Here is a 25,077-nt window from a genome sequence, read left to right on the forward strand (position 1 = left end):
TTACTAAATCGCGACCGGCGTGTCCTTTAGAATATTTCAACCTTCCGGATCGCTTTTTCAGGTTTGAGCGAGTGCCGGATATTCGGCAATTGCCTCGAGAAAAGCTCTTCCGTACAGCTTCAGTTTATGATCCCCCACTCCGCTGATCTGCCTCAGTTCCCGTTCATTGCCCGGCAGCATGCAAGCCATTTCCACCAGAGTCGCATCGGAAAATACCACGAAAGGGGGCACGCTCGCCTCGTCGGCAATTGCCTTGCGGGTAGCCCGCAGGACATTGAACAACTCCTTGTCGTACACTTTTTTTGCGGCAACCTGCTTCTGTACCCGCTCGGCAACCTTTATGGGTTCACGGGGCAGACCTAGAATAACCTCTGTTTCACCCTTTAAAACGGGACGCGCAGCAGGAGAGAGACCGAGCACACCATAGCGGCTGTAATCCGGCACCAAATAGCCGAGATGGATCAGCTGACGGATGATGTTTTCCCACTCACCGGCCGAAAGGTCGGCGCCTATTCCGTAGGTGGAAAGCCGGTCATGTTTCAGGTCAATGATGCGCTGGCTCTTGCTGCCGCGCAAAACCTCTATCACATATCCCGCACCAAAGCGTTCGCCGACCCGATAGACACAGGAAAGGGCCTTGCGGGCATGTTCCGAGGCATCGAAGCGCCGGGGAGGATTTGTGCAGATATCGCAGTTATCACAGTCATGGTCTCTCTGATCCCCGAAATAGGAGAGCAGTGCCCGACGCCGGCAGGTCAACGCCTCGGCATAGGCAACCATGGCATTCAGCTTCTGGATCTCGATCCGTACACGTTCGGCATTGTTGCTGTTCTCGATCAGCGCGCGGGCGGTCATAACATCACCCATGCCGAACAACATCAGAGCCTCGGAGGGTAAACCATCCCTCCCCGCCCTGCCGGTCTCCTGATAGTAGCTCTCCACGCTCTTTGGCATGTCGAAATGGACTACGTAACGCACATTAGGCTTGTCGATACCCATGCCGAACGCCACTGTCGCCACCACAACCCGCAGATCGTCACGCTGAAAGGCATCCTGCACCCGCTTGCGCTCTGTGTCTGAAAGTCCGGCATGATAGGCACCGGCAACAATTCCGGCGCTCCGCAGGCGTTCCGTAATTTGCTCGACACGCTTCCTGCTCAGGGCATAGACGATACCGGCCTCATCCCGCCGGCCGGCCAGGAACGTTTCAAGCTGGTTGAACGGTTTGTGCTTCGGAAGCACGGTATAGGTGATGTTGGGACGGTCAAAGCCCGCCACATACACCGTCATCTGCTCAAGGCCCAACTGGCGGATGATGTCCTTGCGGGTCTCCGGGTCAGCCGTGGCGGTCATGGCAACGATCGGCACCCGTGGGAACAGGCCGCGCAACCGGCCAAGCTGCGTATATTCTGGACGAAAATCATGTCCCCATTGGGAAATGCAATGGGCCTCGTCAATTGCAATCAGGGAAAGCTGCATCCCTGCCAGACGCTCCAGAAAATCCGCCTGCATCAGCCGCTCTGGAGCCACATAAAGCAGGTTCAGTTCGCCTTTCTCCATCTGCAGTGATACACGCCTCGCTTCATCTGCCGAAAGCGAGGAGTTGAAGCAAGCGGCTGCCACACCGTTTGCAACCAGGCTGTCAACCTGGTCCTTCATCAGAGAGATCAGCGGTGAGACGACAATCGCCAATCCATTCCGGTGCAGCGCCGGAATCTGGTAACAGAGGGATTTGCCTCCTCCGGTCGGCATGACCAGAAAAACATCTTCACCCGCAACAATCCGCTCGATAACCTCCTGCTGGGGCGCCCGAAATTCATGGAAACCAAAAACAGTGGCAAGGGTATGATGGATGGTTGCGGTCACAATACGCTACAGTTCCCGCAGCGTCTGTTGCCAGGCTTCCTTCAACCCGGCCAGATCCGCCTTGACCACGACAGCGCCGGAAAGGCCGGTGATAACCAGCTCTTTCTCCTCGGTTACCGTTCCGATGGAAGTAAAGCAGTTGCCGCTCATGGCTGATTCGAATGCCTCCCGCTGGTCCGGCCGGACAGTAACAAGATGCCGGGAAGCTGACTCGGAGAAGAGCAGCGCCAAATCGTTTCGGGCAGCAGCGTCCCCTTTCCAGAGCATGCGGGAAAGATCTATCTGCAGGCCATATCCTCCGGCAAAGGCTGATTCTGCAGCTGCAACCGCCAGGCCGCCGTCGGAGAGGTCATGGCAGGATGCAACCACGCCCTGCAGTACTGCCTGGTGGTAGGCCTGATAGCGACGATATGCCTTGGCTGCATCCACATGAGGCACCGTATTGCCGGTGAAGCCCTTGAGGGTGAGATACTCCGAAGCCCCAAGTTCATTACCTGTTTTTCCGAGAATATAGACGATATCGCCCGGTCGCTTGACATCCATGGTCACGCTCTTCCTGGCATCCTCAATCTTGCCGATCACCGAAAAAAGCAGCGTCGGCGGAATCGAAATCTTGGTGGAACCGTCGTAGAAGTCGTTTTTCATGGAGTCCTTGCCGGAAATCAGCGGCAGGTTGTATTCCATGCAGATGTCGTAAAGTGCCTGGTTGGAGCGCACCAACTGGGCCATCTTGTAGTCGCCGTCGGGAGTCTTCTCGGACAGGACCGGATCGCACCAGCAGAAGTTGTCCAGGCCGGCCACCAGATCAAGCGAACCTCCCACGGCAACATAGTTGCGCATCGCCTCATCAACGGCGTTGGCGGTCATGTGATAGGTATCGATATCCGAATAGCGCGGGCAGATGCCGTGGGCAGTAACCACACCTTCGAAAGATTCCAGGATCGGCCGCACTACAGCCGCGTCCGAAGGGCCGTCGTTAGCTACGCCGGTGAATGGCTTGACCACCGAGCCACCCTGCACCTCATGGTCATAACGCCTGACGACAGACTCTTTGGAGCAGATGTTGAGCGATGACAGCAGCTCCTTGAGGTCAGCGGTATAGTCATTCTTTTCCTCCAGCACCGGCTCATCGTGCTGTGGAGGTGTCCACTTTGCCGGCAGCTGCATGGGGGGCAAGCCCTCATGCATGAAATCCATCGGCAGCCAGGCCACAGTACGCTCACCATAGAGCATATGGAACACGCCGCTGTCGGTGAATTCGCCCAGCACCGTTGCCTCGACGCCAAACCTGCCGGCCATGGCCAGGAATTCATCGACCTTCTCGGGGGGCACCGCAAGGGACATACGCTCCTGGGCTTCGGAAATCAAAATTTCCCAGGGGGTCAGTCCCGGATACTTGAGCGGCGCCTTGGCTAGGTCCATCCTGCAGCCGCCGCACTCTCCAGCCATCTCGCCGATGGATGAAGAGAGCCCGCCGGCACCGTTATCGGTGATGAACCGGTACAGCCCTTTGTCCCGTGCCCGGATCAGGAAGTCGAACATACGCTTCTGGGTGATCGGGTCGCCGATCTGCACGGCAGTAACCGGTGAATTCTCGTTCAGCTCTTCAGAAGAGAAGGTGGCGCCGTGGATGCCGTCCTTGCCGATGCGGCCGCCGGTCATCACGATCAGGTCGCCCGGCTTGATGAACTTGTCCTGGCCAGGCTGGCCGTTCACTTCGGCGGGCATCAGCCCGGCGGTACCGCAGAAAACAAGCGGTTTGCCGGCAAAACGATCGTCGAAAACCAGTGAGCCGTTGACAGTCGGGATACCGCTCTTGTTGCCGCCATGTTCAACGCCCTCCACTACTCCCTCGAAAATGCGGCGGGGATGCAGCAGGCGTGAGGGCAGCGGCTTCTCATAGAACGGGTCGGCAAAGCAGAATACGTCGGTATTAAAGATCAGCTTGGAACCCTGGCCTGTACCGAAAGGATCGCGGTTCACGCCGACGATACCGGTCAAAGCCCCGCCGTAGGGATCAAGGGCCGAGGGGGAATTGTGGGTTTCCACCTTGAAGACCAGCGAATGCTTTTCGTTGAACTTTATCACTCCGGCATTGTCCTTGAAAACGGACAGGCAGAAATCCTTTTCCCCCAGCTTCTCGCGCACATCCTTGGTAGTACGTTGAATGAACGATTTGAAGAGGGACTTGATCTCCTGCTTGTTGCCCTTTTCATCTTCATATTGAACGGTGCCGGCAAAAATCTTGTGTTTGCAGTGTTCCGACCAGGTCTGGGCCAGGCACTCCAGCTCCACATCAGTCGGCTTTGCTCCCAGGCCGATCTTTGAACGGGCCGCCACAACTTCCGGATCCCGGTAGTGGGCCTGAATGATTTGCATCTCATCCAGAGTCAGGGCCAGCACCCCCTCCTTGCTGATCCGCATCAGCTCTTCATCCGAAACGTTCAGGTCGATTTCCTGCACGGGCGACCGGCCGGCCGTCCCTACCGAATCACTGACCTTTGGTACTGTGGCAGAAAATCCGCGCCTAGCCATGAAGTCAGACGCTGAAAGCACGCTGTAGCGCTGGATCAGAGTATTGCAGAGCAGGCCGGTGGCTATCTTATCGACATCAGCGCTTTGCAGCTGCGCCTTGAAGAGGTACTGCACCGCGTAGTAGACGCCTTCACCGGCAGCAAACTTCCTTCCAGTGAGATATTCCACAGCCTCCCGGGCCGTACGCCCCACGTTGTCTGTCACACCGGGACGAAAACCTACTTCCACTGCATAGTCAAATCCATGGGCCAGTGGGCGATCGATACTCCATGTCTGAATGACCGGGTCGCTGAACGGGCCTGCAGCAGCCTGCTCCAGCTCATTGGGTGTAAGGGCCGCATCAACGGTATAGACGTCGATAGTGCGCACTTCATCAACCGCAAGGTGCAGAAAATGTTCGATTTCCCGTTTGATCCGCTCACCACGGGCATCGCGGACACCATCTTTAAGGGCTATTTCTATTCTGTTGGGCATGGTAGTTCCTTCTCCATAATCACCGTTCTGACGGGAAACGGGATCTCGATCTGTGATTCGCGGAAGCGGTTCAGGATGGCACAGTTCAGACGATCAGTTACTGCCCCGATGCGGTTTGGATCGCTCACCCAGAACAGCAGCACGACATTAAGGGCACTTTCGCCGAATGAGGTAAATTGGGCCAGCGGCCCCGGCTCTTCAATGGTCTCAGCATCTTCACGGGCTAATTCCACCAGCAGGTTCTTGACCTGCTCAATATTACTGCCATATCCGACGCCAACAGAGATACGACCCTGGGTAACAGATGACGGTCTCACCATGTTGATCACGGTAGAGTTGCACAAATCAGCATTGGGAATGATCAGCAGCGTCGCATCCAGCCCCTGGATTTTGGTAGAGCGCAGACCTATATCAATTACATCGCCAACAGTTCCGTTGGAGAGTTTGATGCGGTCTCCGATATGGAAAGGGCGGTCCAGCATGAGGGTAAAACCTGAAATCATGTGAGCCAAGGTGTCCTTGGCAGCCATACCGATAGCAAGAGAACCGATACCCAATGCCGTCACCAGGGAGAACACATCATAGTTGAAATGAGTAAGAATGGTGATCAGTGCGATTCCCATCATGAACAGCGTGGCGATCTTCTCCACGATGGGCACCATCTGGCGTGACAGCAAAGCATTATCAGCAGACTGTTTGCCGGCCAGATACCATTTCAGCAGCTCATCAAGAATATGGTAGGCAAGGTTGAAGACGATGACAACCAGGACAATAAAGATGATTCCTGAAACGACAGGTACGGCCTTTCCCGGCAGCGGAAGTGACTGGGCGGCCAGATAAAATCCGAGCGTGATCAGCAGGCGCGACACATGGGGAATGATGCGCTGCAGGATGCGATCATCAAGATCTGTCGAAGTAAAACTCGCCAGCCTCTTGCCCCACTTTCCAAGAGCCAGTGCTGCCAGCTGTGCCAGCATATAGAAAAATGCGAGAATCAGCAGGGCGCCAAGAATTTCCTTGGCCCAGAGCAGCATGGTGTCATCTGTATCCTGGGGAAAAAACAATCCCTGAATTAATGCAAGCAGTCTATTCACCGAAGACCCTCTTGAAGATGGTGGCTACATGTTTGAGGTGATAATTGAGATCAAAAGACTCGCGAATCTTGGCTTCACCCAGGGCACCGACAACTTCCTGGTCTGCCAGCAATTCGGTCTGAAAATCCTTCCCCTCTTCCCAAACCTTCATGGCGTTCTTCTGCACCAGTCGATAGGCATCTTCACGGGAGACACCGGACTGGGTCAGATCAAGGAGGATCTTCTGGGAAAAGACCAGTCCTTTCATCTGATTGAGATTCCTGAGCATGTTGTCTGGATAGACCACCAGGTTTTTGATCAGGCCATTAAGGCGGCGCAGGGAGAAATCCAGGGCAACCGTAGCGTCAGGAGCAATGTAGCGCTCCACCGAGGAATGAGAAATGTCGCGCTCATGCCACAGCGCCACGTTTTCCAGGGCCGGAATGCAGAAGGAACGGACATAGCGGGCCTGGCCGGTCAGGTTCTCGGAAAGAATGGGATTGCGTTTGTGGGGCATTGCTGAAGAGCCTTTCTGCCCCTTGGTAAACTGTTCTTCCGCCTCCAGCACTTCAGTGCGCTGCAGGTGACGCACCTCAATGGCGATGCGCTCGATGGAGGAGGCGATAATGGAAAGGGCGCAGAAATATTCCGCATGACGGTCGCGCGGGATGACCTGGGTCGAAACCGGCTCGGGCTTAAGTCCCATCTTGCCGCAGACGTACTCTTCCACAAAAGGATCGATATTGGCAAAAGTGCCGACCGCTCCTGAAATGGCGCCGGTGGCGATATTTTCCCGGGCAGCCGCCAGACGCACGCGGTTGCGCTGCATTTCGGCATAAAAGGAAGCCAGCTTGAGACCAAAGGTTACCGGCTCAGCGTGAATACCGTGCGAACGCCCCATGCAGACCGTATCCCTGTGCTCCAGGGCGCGCAGCTTGAGAGACTCCAACAGCATGTCAAGGTCGGCCAGCAGTTCATCGGCAGCCTGCACCAGCTGGACCGACAGGCAGGTATCCAGAACATCGGAGGAGGTCATCCCCTGGTGAATGAAACGCGCTTCAGGGCCGACGAACTCGGACACCGAAGTGAGGAAAGCAATGACATCGTGCTTGACTTCGGCCTCAATGGCATCAATTCGCTCGATATTGAAGTTGCCCTTCGCGCGGATAACCGGCACCACTTCCTTGGGAATCACGCCCAGTTCTGCCTGGGCCTCACATGCCAGAGTCTCGATTTCAAGCCAGATACGGAACCGGTTTTCCGGCTCCCAGATTTTTGCCATCTCTGGACGGGTGTAACGTGGGATCATTTTAAAAACTCCTTTGGATTAAATATACAAGCTTAAGATCAAGGTTAAGTTTTGGCTTCTGACCCTTCATATTCTTCGTGGTTAAAGCTTTTGATAAGTACACGTAGAAGCAAGAAAGAAGAAGCATAGTGGAAAAATTCAGATTTCAATCACCTGGCTGGCCCGGAACTGATCACCGATGATAACAGCCGGTGCGCAGATATTCTGATCAGCCAGAAAGCTCCCTGTGGAACGAACAACATGATCGGGATGATTGTTCACTTCGGAGAGATGGGCCATCACCAGCACCTCCAGCCCCTCATGGGCCAGTTCATGCAGCAGCTCCAGTGATTCTGCATTGGATAGATGGCCATGGCGGGATTTGATACGCTGCTTCAGCTCCCAGGGATAGGGACCGTTCATCAGCATGTCCATGTCATGATTGGACTCGATATACAGGAAACGACAGCCGCGCAGCTTCTCGGTTACCAGACGCGTCGCTACTCCCAGGTCAGTCGCAGATCCGCAGGTTCCTTCATGCGATTCGAGGACAAAACCGACCGGGTCACAGGCATCGTGGGTTATCGGAAAAGGATCAATCCGGATATCCCTGAAGTTCATTGTACAGCCGGACTCAAATTCGATGACACTGGTTTTTTTAAGGTATTTTTCCGCCTTGCGGTGAACCAGGTGACTGGCAAGCACAGGAATTTTGAACTTGCGGGCAAAGGAACCTGCACTACGGATGTGGTCGATATGCTCATGGGTAACAAGAACAGCCTGAACGCCGGCCGGATCCAGACCCCGCTCCTCCATGCGCAGCAACGTCTCGCGCAGGGACAGGCCTACATCGATCAGTACCCGTGTATCACCGGTCTCGATATAGAGACAGTTCCCCTTGCTGCCGCTTGCCAGCGAACAGATTTTCACACAGGCTCCAGTACAAGCGGCCAGAACATAAAGCTGCTTGTTTATATTGCTTAAAAATTAGGGATTTACTATTTGCAGCGGATGCCTGCGGGCAAAAAACAGAAGCGTAATTTATACAAGAAGAGCGTCAGAGTTTCAAGGTTAATCATGCCGCCAGACAAACCACAACGACCTGCCGCCCTCGCTGATAAGGAGCATCAACCCCGCGGATGGATCTGCTGATGCAGCTTTTTTAACCGTTCCCGGGTGACATGGGTATAGATCTGGGTGGTGGAAAGATCAGCATGGCCGAGCATGATCTGCACACTGCGAAGATCTGCTCCGTTTTCCAGCAGATGGGTGGCAAACGAATGCCGCAAGGTGTGGGGGGAGATATTCTTGCGGATGCCGGCCAAAAGAGAGCGCTTCTTTATGATGTTCCAGAACGCTTGGCGGGTCATGGCATCCCCCAGGCGGGAAAGGAAAAGATGGATGTTGTGCCCCTGGGGATCGAGTCTAAAGCGAGTTCCTTCCACGTATGCAGCAACCTGCTGACAGGCTGACTCGCCAATGGGGACAAGCCGTTCCTTGCTCCCCTTGCCCGTTGTCATCAGATAGCCTGCGACCAGATTGACCTCGCGCAACTTGAGGCTGACCAGCTCCGACACCCTCAGACCCGTGGCATACAGCAGCTCCAGCATGGCCAGATCACGAACGTTTTCGGCAGAGTCCCCAGCGCAGGCGCTGAACAGTGCATCCACCTCCGAACCACTGAGAAACTCCGGCAGTTTGTGAAGGGTGCGCGGCGCCTCGATGATCGTGGCAGGATTACTGTCGACATAATTTTCAATCATCAGAAACTTGTGGAACATGCGGATGGCAGACAGGGACCGTGCACGGCTGCGCGGGCCTATGCCGCCGTTCCTGAGGTGCCCCAGAAAAGATGCAATGTCAGCGGAAGTGATCTCTGCGGACGCTGTCCTGCCGCACTTTTCGAGAAAATCCAGGTACCGCGACAGGTCACGGCTGTAAGCTTCCTGTGTGTTGGAGGAGAGTCCTTTCTCCACTGCCAGGTAATTGATGAAAAGATCAAGATAGTCGTTCATCGGCTCACATGGAAAGGTCGAGAGTAACCTGACGGATCAGGTTCCCCACTGCAGCAAAATATGTTTTGTGGTTAATCGCAAAAACCCAAAACAAGGACATCCTGGAATACTGATGGTCATTAAACTTATATATCATTCCCCTGCCACCACCTCAAACGCCCCCTCGATAATCCTTCGAAACGTGTCGCTTGTAGATGCCCAATCAATCACATCAACTCGAAAAGGAAGATTGGACTCGGTAAAAGCATCCTTCAACACAGCCAACTGCCGGAAGTCGAGCGGCACCTCCCCCATGACGACAAGATCAAGGTCGGAAAAAGGTTTGGCGTTTCCCTGCACGCGCGAACCGAAAGCGCATACCCTGCGGCCGGGAACATGAAGTAGGAGAATGCGGCGAACCTCGGTCAGGTGGTGCGGTGTGAGGTCAAGCATGACGGGTTTTCAGGCGAGCCAGCAGATCAGCGGCATCAGCAGCAAAATCAGACAGGATGGAGAAAACCTCCCGCGCTTTCTCTTCATCGTAAGTGTGGGAGGTAATGTTGCGCTTGTCGCGGTAGTCGAACCAGCGCTCGGGTCTAATTATCAGCCCCCGTTCCGCCCCGACTCGGATAACTTCCTTGAAGGAGAGTTGATCCAGTTCCTCGCGGGAGGGGAGTTCCTGATCCAACTGGCGCTTGAGCATTTTGAAAGCCAGTTCATACGTATATTCAAAACGCTGTATGCATGCGTCGCGGATATCTTCGTCCCCAGGGACAGTACTGCTGCGTTCAAGAACTCGTTGGAGCGAGATGAGGGCTTTTTCAAAGGAGCTGAAATCCAAGATCATGGTTATTCCTTTTCAATATCTTTCCGATGTCGTCGCTATGCAGTTAACTAAAGTAATATCCTTCGTTTCTTCGGGTACACTGCGTCGCATTTGGAATGTCGAATGGAAATGATCCGGGGGTAAACAAGAAGATCCACCCCGGAAAACGCATGCCTACTTCCACACCAATGTCTCCCCGACCTTCATCTGCCGCATGACGTTTCCCAGATCAAGCTTGTCAAGCTCGACTCTGAACTGCTCCGGGGTGCCGGTCAGTGCCGGGAAGGTACCGAAGTGCATGGGAATCACCATTTTCGGGCGGACAAGCTTGACCGACTGGGCGGCCAGGCGAGGTCCCATGGTGAACTTGTCGCCGATGCAGACCATCATTAGATCCACACTGCCAGCCAGCAAGCTCATATCACTGAAGAGATCGGTGTCACCGGTGTGGTAGATGCGGGGACCGTTCTTGATCGAAATCAGGAAACCTCCCGGATGGCCGGCATAGACCGGCCCCTTGTCCGTGTCCATGCTCCCGCCGTGAACTGCCGGAGTGAAACGCACGGTCACCTCACCATTCAGGAGCGTGATTTCGCCACCGAAACTGCCCGCCATAGCACGGTCCGCCTGCTTCTCCGGAAAACCTGCATAGCTGACCATGGCCTTCATCAAATCAAAGGTTGCCACCAACCCTGCGCCGCTCTTTTTCGCAATCTCGACACTATTGCCGATGTGGTCACCGTGCCCGTGGGTCAGCAGTATCAAGTCGACCTTTCCCAGGTTTTCCAGATCCATTTTCCCATTGGGGTTGGCCGGATTAGTGATCCAGGGATCGATCAACAGTATCTTCCCCCCTGGGGTAATGATGCGGAAGGCGGACTGACCGTACCATTTCAGTTCAGTTACTCCAGGTGTGGCAGCCGAAACGGGCGCTGCAAAGGACAACGAGGACAAAGAGACGGACAACAGTGCAACGATTGCAAAAATCATTCGCATGGCATATCTCCTCTGAAGCTCTGAAGTTGTTTCGTAAGCTTACACCCATTCCTCAATGGCGGTCTCCAGGCGGTTCTTGATCTCAACCAGCTTCTCCTCTGCCGTAATCTTGTGCCCGAAGATATCGCGCACATAGAAAACGTCGGCAACCTGATCAACTTTAGTGGAAATTTTCGAAACGCCGATATAGAGCCCGAGACTGGTCAGGGTGCTGGTAATCAGATACAGCAGCCCCACCTTGTCGTGAGTATAAATGTCGATAACCGTGTAATCTTCAGAAACTTCGTTGTCGAACTCGATCCGGGTCGCAAAGCGCGGCGCAGGGCGTACCGTAAGCAACGACGGACGCTGGCGTTTCTCCACCAGGATAGCCACATTGATCTCACCATGAATGACCCTGCGCATGTCATCCTGCACCTTCTGCCAACGCTGTTCGTCGGTAATCATGATGCCTTGGGGCGAGTTGACCTGCAAAATATCCAGAACCTTGCCGTTGCGGCTGGTGTTGATCTGGGCACCAAGAATATTGACGCCATTTGCAGCCATCACACCGGTTATGCGCGAGAACAGTCCCGGAACATCCGGAGTACAGATGGTGAATTCCGAACAGTCCATTTCCTGACGATGCACCACCTGCATGAGAACGTCCGACTGATCCACCCCTATCAGGAGGCGGACATGATCGGATATCAGCGGGATGTTATTGGAGAGCAGCAGCCTGACCGGCATGGCCTTGAGCTCGGTCATCACCGTTGCTGCAGAGAAGTCGTTCGACAGATATTCCGTCACTTTGCGAACGACGGTTTTAACCCGTTCACTGCTTGCCTCCAGACGGAAATCTCCCCGCTCCAACACATTAAAGGACTTGTCATAAAGCTCCTGGAAAAGGAGCGCCTTCCAGGTTGTCCAGACATCGGAACCAACCGCCCTTACATCGGCAATTGTCAGCAAAAAGAGCATCTTCAGGTTTTCGCTGGTTTCCATCTGCCGTGCAAACTGGATGATCATTTTTTCGTCATTTAAATCGCGACGCTGGGATATGTGGGCAAAGAGCAGGTGCTGGCGCACCAGAAACATGAGCCGTTCGCTGTCTTCCCGAGAGAGCCCCATGCGGCGGGCAATGGTCGGAATCATGGCCGCGCCTTTCTCGGCATGACCGCCCCCCTCTCCCTTTCCGATATCATGAAACAGGACTGCCAGGAGCAGCAGCTCCGGTTTGCCGACCAGGGCAGCAATTTCACAGGCAAAGGGCAGCAGTTTCTTCGACTCGCCATTCAGCATTTTTTCAATTTCTTCAACTGCAAAGAGCGTATGAATGTCGACCGTATAGATATGGTAAATGTCGTGCTGGACCTTGCAGTAAATATGCTCCAGTTCGGGAATGTAGTGATTGAGGAACTCCAGGTGATGCATTGTGCGTAGAGTTTCGGTCACATTGCGGGGTGACCGCAGGATATTCATAAAGGCCTGGTTGACCTCTCGACTGCGACGGAACTTGTCGTTGACCAGATTCAGGCTTCGCCGAACCAGGCCCTTGACCCGGATGTTAAGACTTACACCGTGTTTCTGCGCCAACTCGAACACTCTCATCAGCACTACGGGATTCTTCTCAACCACCGACTCATCCGGAACAATCAACTCTCCCTTGAGCACGAAACATCCATCTCCCACAGGGCGCCGGACAAAATAACCGAGAATTTTGAGTGCCCCTTCATCCCTCCAGATACAGCGCGATATCAGACTGGAGGAAAAGTGTTCCACCCGGTTGGCATGCCGGTAGTAATCGCGCATGAAATCTTCCACCGCCAGCACCCTGCCATGATCGTGGTAACCGAAGAAGCGGGCCAGGTGGACCTGAGCCTCGAAATTCATCTGGTCGGTCTTGCGAGCACTGAAATAATGAAGCTCGTTACGGATTCTCCATAAGTAACTGAGAGACGCGTCATAGCTCTCCAGCTCCTCCTCAGTCAGAATCCCTTTGATGATCAGTTCCTTGGGATCGCTAAACTTGTACTTGGTGCGAGCCACCCACATTGCGCTCTGCAGGTCCCGCAGCCCCCCCTCTCCTTCCTTGAGATTCGGCTCCAGCAGATATACTGTGGACCCGTATTTCTCACGGCGTGTCCTTATCTCTCCGGTTTTCTCCTTGATGAATTTATCACTGGATTTGGGCAGGATCTGGGTAAAGACAACCTTTCTGAGATTGTCGAATAATGGACGGCTCCCGTACAGATAGCGGACATCAATAAGGGCGGTCTTGACCGTGCTGTCGGCAGCAGCCATCTCGATACAATCTGCAATCGTTCGAACCGAATAACCTACATCCAGCCGCATGTCCCAAAGGAAATACAGCAGTTTCTGGGCAATGTCCTCAATATGGGAAGCCGGAACATTGCCGTCATACAGAAACATGATATCGATATCCGAATAGGGATTCAGCTCTCCCCGGCCGTAGCCCCCCACTGCAACCAGGGCGATATGATTAGGAAGTGCATGACTGCTGTCGATGTCCTCAAGAATGCAATGAAACAGTTTGTTGATGAGTACATCGGTCATGTCACAGATCAGATGGGCTACATCAGCACCCGATGCGCCTGCGGAATGCAATTTCCTGATTTCTTCCCTGTACTGGGTCATAAATTTTTTGCCGCCGGAAAGGTAGAGCGGCCTTTTCTCTTCAAAACCGGCCATACCTGAATCTCCGACAGCATGTATATCATCGGGAAAATAGGGATCTATATAAAACTGCATGCTGTCCTCCTGAGTGTCTGTAACATTTATGCTATGAACAGGTGAACAATGGCAAATCTTTTCTGGAAAATGCGCTCAGGTTCACCAAACAGGGATAAAACGTTTTTATATAAACACCCGATATGCTAGATTAAGACACGCTGGCACCGGAAACATACTCATCAGCAGCGCCGTTGCGAGGCATAGGAGCCATTGTTATGATCGAGGTAACATCTGACGTTATCCTGGAAAACCTTTTTGACGGTGTTTATTTTGTAGACAAAGACAGGTGCATCACGATCTGGAACAAGGGGGCCGAGAGAATCACGGGATTTGAAAAAAAGGAGGTTATCGGGAGACGATGTGCAGACAATATCCTGCGTCATATCGATGCAGATGGCCGAGAGCTTTGCCTTTCCGGCTGCCCGTTGGCAGCAACACTGGCTGACGGCAGCGTTCGCGAGGCCGATGTCTATCTGCACCACAAACAGGGACACCGCCTTCCGGTATCAGTCCGTATATCCGCTGTACGTAACAGTGCAGGGGAAATAATCGGCGGAATGGAAGTTTTTACGGATAATTTAAACTCAATGAGGCTGATGAAGGAGCTTGAACTTCTCAAGCTGGAAGCCTATCTGGACAGCTTGACCGGCATTGGTAACCGGCGTTATGCTGATATCACTCTTCAGACCAGAATCCTTGAGCAGCAGAACCATAATATTTCCTTTGGCCTCATTTTCCTGGATATCGATCATTTCAAAATATTCAATGACACCTATGGACACAAGACCGGCGACGACGTCCTGATCATGGTGGGTAAAACAATTGCCGGTCTTTTGCGGAGTACGGACATTGTTGCACGTTGGGGAGGCGAGGAGTTCATCATTTTGCTTCCCGCCATTAATCCTACTTTGCTCAAATCCATCTCCCAACGCGTCAGATTATTCATCCAGCGCAGCTACCTCATGGTCGGAACCACGAAACTCTCCGTCACCGCATCTCTGGGTGCCACGCTCGGAATTCCGGGCGACACTCCCGAATCCGTTACCCGCCGCGCTGACAGTCTGATGTATGTCAGCAAGATGTCCGGCCGCAACCGGGTGACAATCGGTTAAGAGAAGGTCTCTTCTCGCTTCCGACCATCATCGATTCGCCAAAACGAACGCCCCGCCTCGGGAAAGGAGACAGGGCGTTCATTTTTCGCAGTAAAGAAGTACAGATTAACTCATCATTATGACGAGATCCTCTTTCTCCACTTTGTCCCCTTCTTTGAATCTGACCTCTGCCACGCTGCCGTCAGCCTTGGCTTTTATATTGGTTTCCATCTTCATGGCCTCGGTAACAATCAGAACATCACCCGCCCTGACCTGATCCCCGGGTCTGACATTCACCTTGAGCACCTTGCCCGGCATTGGGGCGCCAATGTGGTTGGCATTGCCCTTATCAGCCTTTTCGCTAGCCTTCTCATCGGTCTGAACCGACTGATCGCGAATGATCACGGAGCGATTATTGCCGTTGAGTTCGAAATACACTGCACGGGTACCGTCTTTTTGGACTTCTCCGATGGCGTTGAGCTTGATAATCAGGGTCTTGCCAGGTTCGATATCCAGTGAGGTCTCCTGGCCCGGTTCCAGACCGTAGAAGAAGATGGGAGTAGGAATTACCGAAATGTCGGAGAATTCCTGGCGGTGCCGGTCGAACTCCGGAAAAACATGGGGGTAGAGGATATTGGAAATAAGCGCCTTGTCGTCCACACGGTGCCCGATTCTTTCCTCCAGCTTGAGGCGCTCCTCCTCGAAATCAACCGGTTCCAGCAGCTCGCCGGGACGGCAGCTTATCGGCTGCTCTCCCTTGAGGATAATCTTCTGCAGTTCCTCGGGCCACCCCTGGTAGGGCTGGCCGAGCATTCCCTTGAACATGCCGACCACGGATTCCGGGAAAGCCAGTTCTTCCTTGCTGGTGAACACGTCTTCAGGTTCAAGATTGTTTTTGACAAGGAACATGGCCATGTCGCCAACAACCTTGGAAGATGGAGTAACCTTGACGATGTCGCCGAACATCATGTTTACCTTGTGGTACATTTCCTTGCAGTCGTCCCAGCGCTCGATCAGGCCGAGACCGGCTACCTGTGGCTTGTAATTTGAATACTGACCGCCGGGAATTTCATGATGATACACCTCGGCCGTACCGCTCTTCAAACCTGATTCAAAAGGTGCGTAGTAGTCTCGAACCGTTTCCCAGTAATTAGCCAGCTTCTGCAAACCGGAAGCATTGACCAATGGATCACGCTCACTTCCCTCCAGTGCAGCAACCAGCGCGTTCATGTTCGGCTGGGCGGTCAGGCCCGAAAGTGACGACAGGGCAGCATCGACGATATCCACACCGGCTTCGGCAGCTTTAAGCAGCATCGCACTGCCGTTGCTGGAGGTATCATGGGTATGCAGATGGATCGGGATGCCGATGTTCTCCTTGAGCGCCTTTACAAGCTTGTGGGCAGCCATCGGCTTGAGCAGGCCTGCCATGTCCTTGATGGCAAGTATGTGAGCGCCCATTTTTTCAAGTTCTTTTGCCATGTTGACGTAATATTCAAGCGGATACTTGTCCCGCCGCGGATCGGTGATATCTCCGGTGTAGCAGATGGCAGCCTCGCAAATCTTGCCGGATTTGCGCACCGCCTCCATGGCCACTTTCATGCCTGTTGTCCAGTTGAGGGAGTCGAATACCCGGAAGATATCAACTCCTGAATTGGCCGCCTCTTCCACGAACTTTTCCACCACATTGTCAGGATAGTTGGTATAGCCAACGGCATTGGAACCGCGCAGCAGCATTTGGAAAAGAATGTTGGGAATCATCTCGGACAATTTGTGCAGGCGCTGCCAGGGATCTTCCTTGAGAAAGCGCATGGAGACATCGAACGTGGCGCCCCCCCAGCACTCCAGGGAGAACAGGTCTGCCCCGAGATAGGAGGTTGGCTCTGCAATCTTGAGCAGATCATGGGTGCGCACTCGGGTTGCCAGATTGGACTGGTGTGCATCACGCATGGTGGTATCGGTTATAAGAAGTTTTTTCTGCTCAAGAATCCACTTACTGAGACCTTCTGCCCCAAGGGACATGAACAGGTCCCGACTTCCCGACGGCCGTGGCTTGGTATAGTCGATCTCTGGCACGCGCGCCTCGATCAGCTCGGCAGACCTGAGCGGCTTTACGATACCGGGCGAACCATTGACAATTACTTCGCCCAGATAGTTGAGCACTTTACTGGCGCGATCCTTCTTCTCGCGGATATGGAGCAGTTCAGGATGTTTTTCTATGAAAGAGGTGTCACAGTTACCCTTGAGAAACACTGGGTGGGTGACCACATTTTCCAGGAAACCGATGTTGGTCTTAACACCGCGCACACGGAATTCCTGCAGGGCGCGGTTCATTATATGGGCAGCTTCCTGGAAGGACAGGCCCCAGGAACTGACCTTGACCAGCAGCGAGTCATAATGGGGAGTTATCTGGGCGCCTGTGAAGGCATTGCCCGCATCAAGCCTGATACCACAGCCGGCCGCCGAACGGTAGGTGGTCAGAACCCCGAAATCGGGAGAGAAATTGTTGGTCGGATCTTCGGTGGTAATGCGGCACTGGATGGCATAACCGCGCATGTCAATGGCGCTCTGGCTCGGTATGTTGATCTCAGGATCGGAGAGCTTATGTCCACAGGCTACCAGGATCTGGTTTTGCACCAGGTTACGACCGGTGATCATTTCGGTCACAGTGTGTTCAACCTGAATGCGGGGGTTCATCTCGATGAAATAATGATTTCCCTCCTGGTCCACCAGAAATTCCACCGTACCTGCATTGCGATATTTGACCTGGCCAGCGATCTTTAAGGCAGCGGTACAGAGTTCCTCACGCTGGGTTTGAGTCAGGCAGAGAGAAGGGGCAAATTCAACTACTTTCTGGTGACGGCGCTGAACCGAGCAGTCACGTTCAAAGAAGTGCACCAGGTTGCCGAAGTTGTCCCCCAGCACCTGTACTTCTATATGCTTGGGGTTTGCCAGGTAGCGCTCCAGAAATACTTCGGCATTGCCAAATGAAGCCTTGGCCTCGCTGCCTGCAGCCACCAGTCCTTCCAGCAGCTCCTTCTTGTTGTGCGCCACGCGCATGCCGCGGCCGCCTCCGCCGGCAGACGCCTTAATAATGATCGGATAGCCGAATTCCTTGGCAAATTTAAGCGCCTCCTCTTCCTTTTCGATGGGGTTCTCCGTCCCAGGGACAACAGTTACGCCCGCAGCAATGGCAGCTTTGCGGCCAGCAACCTTATCCCCCAGGGCGCGCTGCATTTCTGCAGTAGGTCCAATAAAGCAGATTCCATTAGCCTCGCATTTCTCGGCGAATTCGGCATTTTCAGCCAGGAAACCGTAGCCGGGGTGAATAGCATCAACATCTGCTTTCAATGCGAGAGCGATTATCTCATCGATACCCAGATAGGCATCAATCGGAGCTTTGCCCTTGCCTATCTGATAGGCCTCGTCAGCCTTGTAGCGATGCAGGGAAAGCTTGTCCTCTTCAGAGTAAATGGCCACGGTGCTAATGCCCAGCTCTGTACAAGCCCGGAAAATGCGGATCGCAATCTCACCGCGGTTAGCGGCCATGATCTTGCGAAATCTATGCTTCTGCATAATGAGTCCTCCTGATGATGGTGTCATCGATACTTCAAAGAATGCCGGATAATTTAGTCAAACTAAAAAATTTCAAGTTATTTTAAATAGTTAGCCTTTGGCCAGGGAATAAACCATGATTGGTACAGTCTTGTCAACAAGGTTTTTCGCCTTGCCGTGACCTGGCTGATATGATAAAAAAAATCGGTTTAATGACAACTTGGAGGCATATAATGGACATTAAAATTGTTCCGCTGCCTGCGGAAAAGATGAAGAAAAAAATAACCGACGAAAGCCAGCTCGGATTCGGCAAAATCCTTACCGACCGCATGCTGATGGTTGAATGGAAAGCCGGCCAAGGGTGGTGCGATGCCCGCATTCAGCCCTATGCCCCCTTTGTACTCGATCCCGCCAGCCTTGTATTCCATTATGCCCAGGAAATATTCGAAGGCCTTAAGGCTTACAAATGGGCTGATGGACGTGTGGCAATGTTCCGCCCCGAAATGAATGCCCGCCGCTTCAACCAGTCCGGAGATCGCCTGTGCATGCCTCCGATACCGGAAGAACTTTTTCTGAAAGGTATTGAGCAACTGGTTGCTCTTGAAAGGGAGTGGATTCCCACTTCGCCTGAAACTTCACTCTATATCAGGCCAACCATGATTGCCGTTGATCCTGTACTAGGTATCAAACCGGCTGATCACTACTATTTCTATGTAATTCTCTCACCTGTTGGTCCCTATTATGCCGCAGGCTTTAATCCGGTCAACATCATGGTTGAAGATCACTACGTGCGAGCCGTACCCGGAGGAACTGGTGAAGCCAAAACCGGCGGCAATTATGCCAGTTCTTTGAAGGCTGGACTTGAAGCCAAGAAAAAGGGCTACGACCAGGTTCTCTGGCTGGACGGCCGTCAGCAGCGCTACATCGAGGAAGTCGGGGCTATGAACATGTTCTTCGCCTATGGCAAGAAAATTGTCACTGCTCCGCTGAACGGTTCAATTCTTTCGGGAGTGACGCGTGATTCTGTCCTCAAACTGGCTCCTACTCTGGGATATGAAGTCGAGGAGCGCCCGCTCGAGATCAATGATCTGATGGCAGACATCAGGAGCGGTAAAATCACCGAAGCCTTTGGCAGCGGTACCGCCGCAGTCATCACTCCTGTCGGTAAACTTTGTTACAAGGAAGAATGCCTGCAGTTGTCCGCTGGTAAAGTCGGTGAAGTAACCCAACATCTCTATGATTCTCTCACCGGCATACAGACAGGCAGGATTGCAGACACATTCGGCTGGGTGAGATTCGTAGGATAATTATCCCGCGGGGCGAGCGTCAAGCCGCCCCGCTTCTGAAACAGCTGTGGTACACGACTCATGAGCAAGAAACACATTTCCAGCAAACCTGTCGCAAACAAGCTCTGCACATCCTGCCGCCGCACTTGTAAACAGGCCTCCATCGCAGTGGTCGCCTCCTGTCCGCGCTATTACCCCTTCAGTCGCACTAAAAGAAAGATAGAATATACGTGGAAGCAGATGGATCTCGGACTCTGAACATCTTGCCCGACACCTTTCCAATGAAAAAGGGATGCTGCTCCGGATGTGGGCGCTGCGTAGCAGCCTGTGCTGAAAAAATTTTAACCCTTGAAGTATCGGGATATCGCAAGCACGCAGCTATGCTAGATACTTCGCGCTGCACCTCCTGTGGGGCTTGTACGGCCGCATGCCCGCTGGACGCCATTTCATGCGGAAGACTGCAGATACAATAATTGCTCTTGCCATACCCCATAGCATTTGATATAAATTATTGCTTTTCAATTCACACGCCCTGAGAAAACCGGCGGTGTCCCTTGTGGCTGGCAGGGATATAACGGGGCGGAGGACAAACCAAAGGAGAAAGACCATGTCAAGCATCAGTATGAAAGAACTGCTGGAGGCCGGCGTTCACTTCGGCCACCAAACCAAGCGTTGGAATCCCAAAATGAAGCCCTACATCTTCGGGGCACGTAACGGCATTTACATCATCGACCTGCAGAAGACCGTCCGCTACTTCAAATCCGCTTACAATTTCGTCAAAGAATCCGTCACCGACGGTAGCACTGTACTTTTCGTGGGCACCAAGAAACAGGCCCAGGACTCCGTTGCGGAAGAAGCCTTGCGCTGCGGCATGTACTACGTCAACCAGCGCTGGCTAGGCGGAATGTTGACTAACTTCGCCACCGTTAAACAGAGTATTGACCGCCTCAAAAAAATCGATGCAATGTTCGAAGACGGCACCATCGAAGCTTATCCCAAAAAAGAACGCCTCCTGCTTGAAAAGGATCGCGAGAAACTGCAGAAAATTCTGGGCGGCATCAAAGGGATGAACAAGCTCCCCAGCGTCATGTTCGTAATCGACCCAAAAAATGAAGAAATTGCCGTTCAGGAAGCCAACAAGCTTGGCATCAAAGTCGTAGCTGTTGTTGACACCAACTGCGATCCCGATCCCATCGACTATGTCATTCCCGGCAATGATGATGCTATCCGCGCCATTCGCCTGCTCTCTGCCAAAATGGCTGATGCAGTTATCGAAGGCGGCCAGGCTCGTAACGCAGCTTTGCAGGCCGACACAGAAGGTGCTGCCGAAGAAACCGAGAAGGTCGAGGAAGTTGCTGCTGCATAATCTGGATTCTCCGTGAATGGCAACGTAATCGAAAACGGTTTGTTTAAGTTGACAGATCAAGATTAATCCAACGAAGACAGATGGGGGAACGGAAGGTAGAAGGCAGATCTTTCGTTCCTCCTCTTCTTGTGCTCGATAAAGATCAAGGGAAGGAGGATATATAAATGGCTATTACCGCAACGCAGATAAACGAACTGAGAAAAGCAACCGGGGCCGGCATGCTGGATTGCAAAAAGGCACTTGAGCAGAATGAGGGCGATTTCGAGAAATCGATAGACTTCCTCCGTACGAAAGGCCTGGCAGCAGCAGCAAAAAAAGCTGGCCGCGCAGCAACTGAAGGCATGGTAGCAGCGTTTGTTTCCGACAACCTGAAGAATGGTGTTCTTCTGGAAGTGAACAGTGAAACTGACTTCGTAGCCAAAAACGAGAAATTCCAGTCATTCGTGGCCGACATTGGCCGCCACATCCTGGCCACTTCCCCTGCTGACTGTGCAACAATGCTGGAACAGCCCTACTCTGGAGATCAGGGTAAAAATGTTCAGACCTACCTGAGCGAGTCCATCTCCATCATTGGTGAGAACCTCCAGATCCGCCGTTTTGCCAAGTTTGATGTCGAAGGCGATGGCATTGTCGGTTCATACATTCACGCCGGTGGAAAAATCGGTGTACTGGTCCAGATTGCCAGCCCCGCTGTCACCGACGCAAACCGTGAAGTACTGCAGAGCTTCGTCCGTGACATCGCGATGCATTCTGCGGCTGCAGCGCCACGTTATGTTTCCCGTGACGAGGTCCCCGCTGACGTGCTTGAGCGCGAAAGAGAAATCTACCGTGTCAAGGCGAAAGAATCCGGAAAACCGGATGCCATCATCGAGAAGATTCTCGATGGGCAGGTGAACAAGTTCTATGCTGAAATCTGCCTCAATGAGCAGGTTTTCGTCAAGGACACAGACAAAACCATTCAGCAGGTAGTCAAAGAGATCGGAGCAACCGCTGGCGGGCCGGTCACTATTACCCGTCTTGAGCGCTTTGTTCTTGGTGAGGGACTGGAAAAGAAAGAATCGGACTTTGCCGCTGAGGTTGCGGCAGCTGCCGGCCTCTAATTAAACAAACAAGCCGGCCGCAATGGCCGGCTTTTTTTTTAAGTTCCATCCAATACATCAGACGGGAGAAACGACATGAGCAGACCGTCATTTACCAGGGTTCTTCTGAAGCTTTCCGGAGAATCGCTGGCAGGCGCCCAGGGATACGGAATCAACCCCCAGATCATTACCACGATTGCTCAAGAAATTCGCGAAGTTGTTGACCTTGGGGTACAGCTTGCCCTGGTTATCGGCGGAGGAAACATTTTCAGAGGACTGGCAGCATCCTCAAAAGGGATGGACCGGGCCAGCGCCGACTACATGGGAATGCTCGCCACGATGATCAACTCTCTGGCGATGCAGGATGCCCTCGAAAAAGCCGGAGTACCAACACGAGTCCAATCTGCCATTGCCATGCAAGAAGTTGCCGAGCCGTATATCCGGCGCCGCGCTATGCGCCACCTGGAGAAGGGACGGGTTGTTATTTTCGGCGCCGGAACCGGCAATCCCTACTTCACCACCGACACGGCCGCCAGTTTGCGTGCAATGGAAATCAATGCCCAGGTAATCCTCAAGGGAACCAAGGTGGACGGCGTTTATTCGGCGGACCCGAAGAAAGACCCCGCTGCCGTCAAATTCCCGGAACTTACCTATATTGATGTCCTCAACCGTGGGTTACAGGTGATGGATGCAACCGCCACTTCACTCTGCATGGATAACAAACTGCCCATCATCATTTTCGATCTGACCACCGAAGGAAACATCAAAAAAGTGATCACCGGCGAAGAAATCGGCACCATTGTACAAGGAGAATGAACATGCCAACTACCGTACTCAGTGATATGAAGTCTAATATGGAAAAGACCCTGGGCGTCCTAAAAAACGAATTTCAGAAGATTCGCACAGGTCGTGCTTCAACTTCAGTCCTTGATTCCGTCAAGGTGGATTACTACGGCAACCTTTCCTCGCTCAGCCAAGTTGCAACCCTGGCAGTACCAGAACCACGCACCATCACCATCTCCCCATGGGAAGCCAAAATTATTCCGGCCATTGAAAAGGCCATTCTGAACTCCAACATCGGGCTTACCCCTTCCAACGATGGTCGAACGATCCGCCTCAACCTGCCTCCCTTGACTGAAGAGCGGCGTAAGGAAATCGTCAAAGACCTCAAAAAGAAGGCCGAAGATGATAAAGTGGCGCTGCGCAACATCCGTCGCGATGCCATTGATCGTCTGAAGAAACTGGAAAAGGAAAAAAGTGTAACCGAGGACGAGCTGAAAAAACTTGAAAAAGAAGTCCAGGAAGTTACTAAAAGTTTTGAAGCACGCATTGACGAAGCGGTAGTACACAAAGAAAAAGAGGTCATGGAAGTCTGATGAATCTTGATCCTGAGAAACTGCCGCTCCATCTGGCCATCATCATGGACGGCAACGGCCGCTGGGCTCAGCAACGCATGCTCAAACGTATCGTAGGCCACCAACGGGGAGCCGAAACTGTTAACATGGTGGTGGAACAGGCGTGGCGGCTCGGAATCAAATATCTGACTCTATTTGCCTTCTCTTCGGAAAACTGGTCACGTCCTGCTATGGAAGTTCGTGCGCTGATGACGCTGCTCAAGAAGTACATCCGCCAGGAAACGGCGCGCATGATGCGCAAAAACATCCGCTACAACGTCATCGGCAACCGTAGCGATCTTCCGGATGATGTTAATGCCACCCTTGACGAAGCCATCAGGCAGACTTCCGGCAACACCGGCATGCTGCTGACGCTGGCTCTCTCCTATGGTGGCCGCCAGGAGCTGAGCATGGCCGCCAGCCGGCTTGCACGCGATGTGGTGGCCGGAAAATGCTCTCCTGATGAGATCACCACCGATGTCTTCGGTTCATATCTGGATACGGGCGGTTTGCCTGATCCCGATTTCCTGATCCGCACCAGCGGAGAAATGCGCATCAGCAATTTCCTCCTCTGGCAATTGGCCTACACCGAGCTCTATTTTACCGAGACGAACTGGCCGGATTTCACTATAAACGAATTCCAGAAAGCCTTGGCCGATTTCCAGGCCAGGGAGCGACGTTTCGGCAAGACCAGCGACCAAATCAGTAAAAGGAACTAACATCAAACGGCTTATCACCGCACTTATCCTCCTGCCTGTTGTCATCCTAAGTATTGTACAGGGAAGTCCGCTGCTTTTCGCCGGGCTTCTCGGCATTTTTACTTTCATCGGCATCAAGGAATTTTACAGCATGGCTCTGCCTGATCGTGCATTTGAATCGTGGTGGGCTGCCCCCTGTGGAACCTTGCTCATTTTCCTTCCCTTTCTGGGACAGGAAAAACTGATTCTGGCAGTTATCACCGGTCTGTTTCTCGCTTTCGGCTTGCTGTTCCTATTCCGCATCAAGGACATCACTACTGCGGCCCGGGATATTTCCTATGCCACCCTCTGCTTCCTTTACATCCCACTGCTGCTCATGCACCTGGTCATGCTGCGACTTATTCCACACGGGCCAGAGTGGCTGCTGGTGGTCATGCTGATTGTGATGACCAATGATTCAGCGGCCTATTACAGCGGCAGTGCTTTTGGAAAACACCGGCTCTACCCCATGGTGAGTCCCAAGAAAAGCATCGAAGGCGCGCTGGGAGGGTTAGTCGGCAGTATTGGCGGCACCATGCTGGCCAAGTTCACCTTTTTTCCCCAACTCTCCATGGTCGATGCGCTGCTGACCGCAATTATCATCGGCATCCTCGGCCAGACCGGCGACCTTTTCGAGTCCCTGCTCAAACGCAGCTTCGGGGTCAAGGACTCCGGCAGCATTATTCCCGGACACGGTGGCGTATTGGATCGGCTGGACAGCATCATTTTTGCTGCCCCGGCCACCTACTATTATGCAATTTTTGTCTTTGACAGACTCTGAAACACA

Annotated in this window: 20 protein-coding genes; 9 read left to right on the forward strand and 11 right to left on the reverse strand. The window is 53.1% G+C overall.

Annotated elements, in window-relative coordinates:
- Positions 1-57: 57 nt before the first annotated feature.
- From recQ to glnD, 10 genes are all read right to left on the reverse strand, one after another.
- Positions 58-1,866, reverse strand: a complete 1,809-nt coding sequence (gene recQ, locus KJB30_RS13500) for a DNA helicase RecQ (RefSeq protein ID WP_214300177.1) — start codon at positions 1,864-1,866, stop codon at positions 58-60.
- Positions 1,867-1,872: 6 nt separating this feature from the next.
- Positions 1,873-4,875, reverse strand: coding sequence for a phosphoribosylformylglycinamidine synthase subunit PurS (locus tag KJB30_RS13505; RefSeq protein WP_214300178.1), 3,003 nt, complete (start codon positions 4,873-4,875; stop codon positions 1,873-1,875).
- Positions 4,860-5,969, reverse strand: coding sequence for a mechanosensitive ion channel family protein (locus KJB30_RS13510; RefSeq protein ID WP_367618988.1), 1,110 nt, complete (start codon positions 5,967-5,969; stop codon positions 4,860-4,862). Before KJB30_RS13510 ends, KJB30_RS13505 begins: the two co-directional genes overlap by 16 nt.
- A complete protein-coding gene (purB, locus tag KJB30_RS13515; protein WP_214300180.1) occupies positions 5,962-7,257 on the reverse strand; it encodes an adenylosuccinate lyase in 1,296 nt (431 codons plus the stop codon). The genes KJB30_RS13510 and purB overlap by 8 nt, the downstream gene beginning before the upstream one ends.
- Positions 7,258-7,395: 138 nt before the next feature.
- Complete coding sequence (locus tag KJB30_RS13520; protein ID WP_214300182.1) at positions 7,396-8,166, reverse strand: MBL fold metallo-hydrolase; 771 nt, start codon at positions 8,164-8,166, stop codon at positions 7,396-7,398.
- A 197-nt stretch (positions 8,167-8,363) separates the two neighbouring features.
- A complete protein-coding gene (gene xerD, locus KJB30_RS13525) occupies positions 8,364-9,251 on the reverse strand; it encodes a site-specific tyrosine recombinase XerD (protein ID WP_214300184.1) in 888 nt (295 codons plus the stop codon).
- A gap of 132 nt (positions 9,252-9,383) precedes the next feature.
- The gene (locus tag KJB30_RS13530) at positions 9,384-9,683 is read right to left on the reverse strand and encodes a nucleotidyltransferase family protein (RefSeq protein WP_214300186.1); all 300 of its coding nucleotides are present in this window, start codon (positions 9,681-9,683) and stop codon (positions 9,384-9,386) included.
- Positions 9,676-10,077 carry a nucleotidyltransferase substrate binding protein gene (locus KJB30_RS13535; RefSeq protein ID WP_214300188.1) on the reverse strand — a complete coding sequence of 134 codons (402 nt, stop codon included), beginning with the start codon at positions 10,075-10,077 and terminating at the stop codon, positions 9,676-9,678. Before KJB30_RS13535 ends, KJB30_RS13530 begins: the two co-directional genes overlap by 8 nt.
- 153 nt (positions 10,078-10,230) lie before the next feature.
- Positions 10,231-11,052, reverse strand: a complete 822-nt coding sequence (locus tag KJB30_RS13540) for a metal-dependent hydrolase (RefSeq protein WP_214300190.1) — start codon at positions 11,050-11,052, stop codon at positions 10,231-10,233.
- Between the two features lie 39 nt (positions 11,053-11,091).
- On the reverse strand, positions 11,092-13,803 hold the full coding sequence (gene glnD, locus KJB30_RS13545; protein ID WP_214300192.1) for a [protein-PII] uridylyltransferase: 2,712 nt from the start codon (positions 13,801-13,803) through the stop codon (positions 11,092-11,094).
- A 197-nt stretch (positions 13,804-14,000) separates the two neighbouring features.
- Between glnD and KJB30_RS13550 the strand changes: the two genes are divergently transcribed.
- The gene (locus KJB30_RS13550; protein WP_214300194.1) at positions 14,001-14,897 is read left to right on the forward strand and encodes a sensor domain-containing diguanylate cyclase; all 897 of its coding nucleotides are present in this window, start codon (positions 14,001-14,003) and stop codon (positions 14,895-14,897) included.
- 105 nt (positions 14,898-15,002) lie between these two features.
- On the opposite strand, the gene KJB30_RS13555 is transcribed toward KJB30_RS13550, so the two are convergent.
- Positions 15,003-18,449 carry a pyruvate carboxylase gene (locus KJB30_RS13555; RefSeq protein ID WP_214300195.1) on the reverse strand — a complete coding sequence of 1,149 codons (3,447 nt, stop codon included), beginning with the start codon at positions 18,447-18,449 and terminating at the stop codon, positions 15,003-15,005.
- Between the two features lie 212 nt (positions 18,450-18,661).
- On the opposite strand from KJB30_RS13555, the gene KJB30_RS13560 reads away from it, so the two are divergent.
- The 8 genes from KJB30_RS13560 to KJB30_RS13595 all read left to right on the forward strand — a co-directional run bounded on the left by KJB30_RS13560 (position 18,662) and on the right by KJB30_RS13595 (position 25,071).
- Entirely contained in the window at positions 18,662-19,735 is a 1,074-nt protein-coding gene (locus KJB30_RS13560) for a branched-chain amino acid aminotransferase (RefSeq protein WP_214300197.1), read from the forward strand.
- Between the two features lie 260 nt (positions 19,736-19,995).
- Complete coding sequence (locus KJB30_RS13565; RefSeq protein ID WP_214300298.1) at positions 19,996-20,187, forward strand: 4Fe-4S dicluster domain-containing protein; 192 nt, start codon at positions 19,996-19,998, stop codon at positions 20,185-20,187.
- A gap of 134 nt (positions 20,188-20,321) precedes the next feature.
- A complete protein-coding gene (gene rpsB / locus KJB30_RS13570) occupies positions 20,322-21,080 on the forward strand; it encodes a 30S ribosomal protein S2 (protein WP_214300205.1) in 759 nt (252 codons plus the stop codon).
- Positions 21,081-21,244: 164 nt separating this feature from the next.
- Positions 21,245-22,180, forward strand: a complete 936-nt coding sequence (tsf, locus tag KJB30_RS13575) for a translation elongation factor Ts (protein ID WP_214300207.1) — start codon at positions 21,245-21,247, stop codon at positions 22,178-22,180.
- Positions 22,181-22,255: 75 nt separating this feature from the next.
- Positions 22,256-22,975, forward strand: coding sequence for a UMP kinase (gene pyrH, locus KJB30_RS13580; RefSeq protein ID WP_214300209.1), 720 nt, complete (start codon positions 22,256-22,258; stop codon positions 22,973-22,975).
- 2 nt (positions 22,976-22,977) lie between these two features.
- On the forward strand, positions 22,978-23,535 hold the full coding sequence (gene frr, locus KJB30_RS13585; protein ID WP_214300211.1) for a ribosome recycling factor: 558 nt from the start codon (positions 22,978-22,980) through the stop codon (positions 23,533-23,535).
- Positions 23,532-24,272: an undecaprenyl pyrophosphate synthase gene (gene uppS, locus KJB30_RS13590; RefSeq protein ID WP_214300301.1), complete on the forward strand. Its 741-nt coding sequence runs from the start codon at positions 23,532-23,534 to the stop codon at positions 24,270-24,272. Before frr ends, uppS begins: the two co-directional genes overlap by 4 nt.
- A gap of 13 nt (positions 24,273-24,285) precedes the next feature.
- Positions 24,286-25,071, forward strand: coding sequence for a phosphatidate cytidylyltransferase (locus KJB30_RS13595; protein WP_367618990.1), 786 nt, complete (start codon positions 24,286-24,288; stop codon positions 25,069-25,071).
- Positions 25,072-25,077: the final 6 nt, after the last annotated feature.

Origin of the sequence: Pelotalea chapellei (assembly GCF_018531195.1) — a bacterium.
In the GTDB taxonomy this organism is placed as follows: domain Bacteria; phylum Desulfobacterota; class Desulfuromonadia; order Geobacterales; family Pseudopelobacteraceae; genus Pelotalea; species Pelotalea chapellei.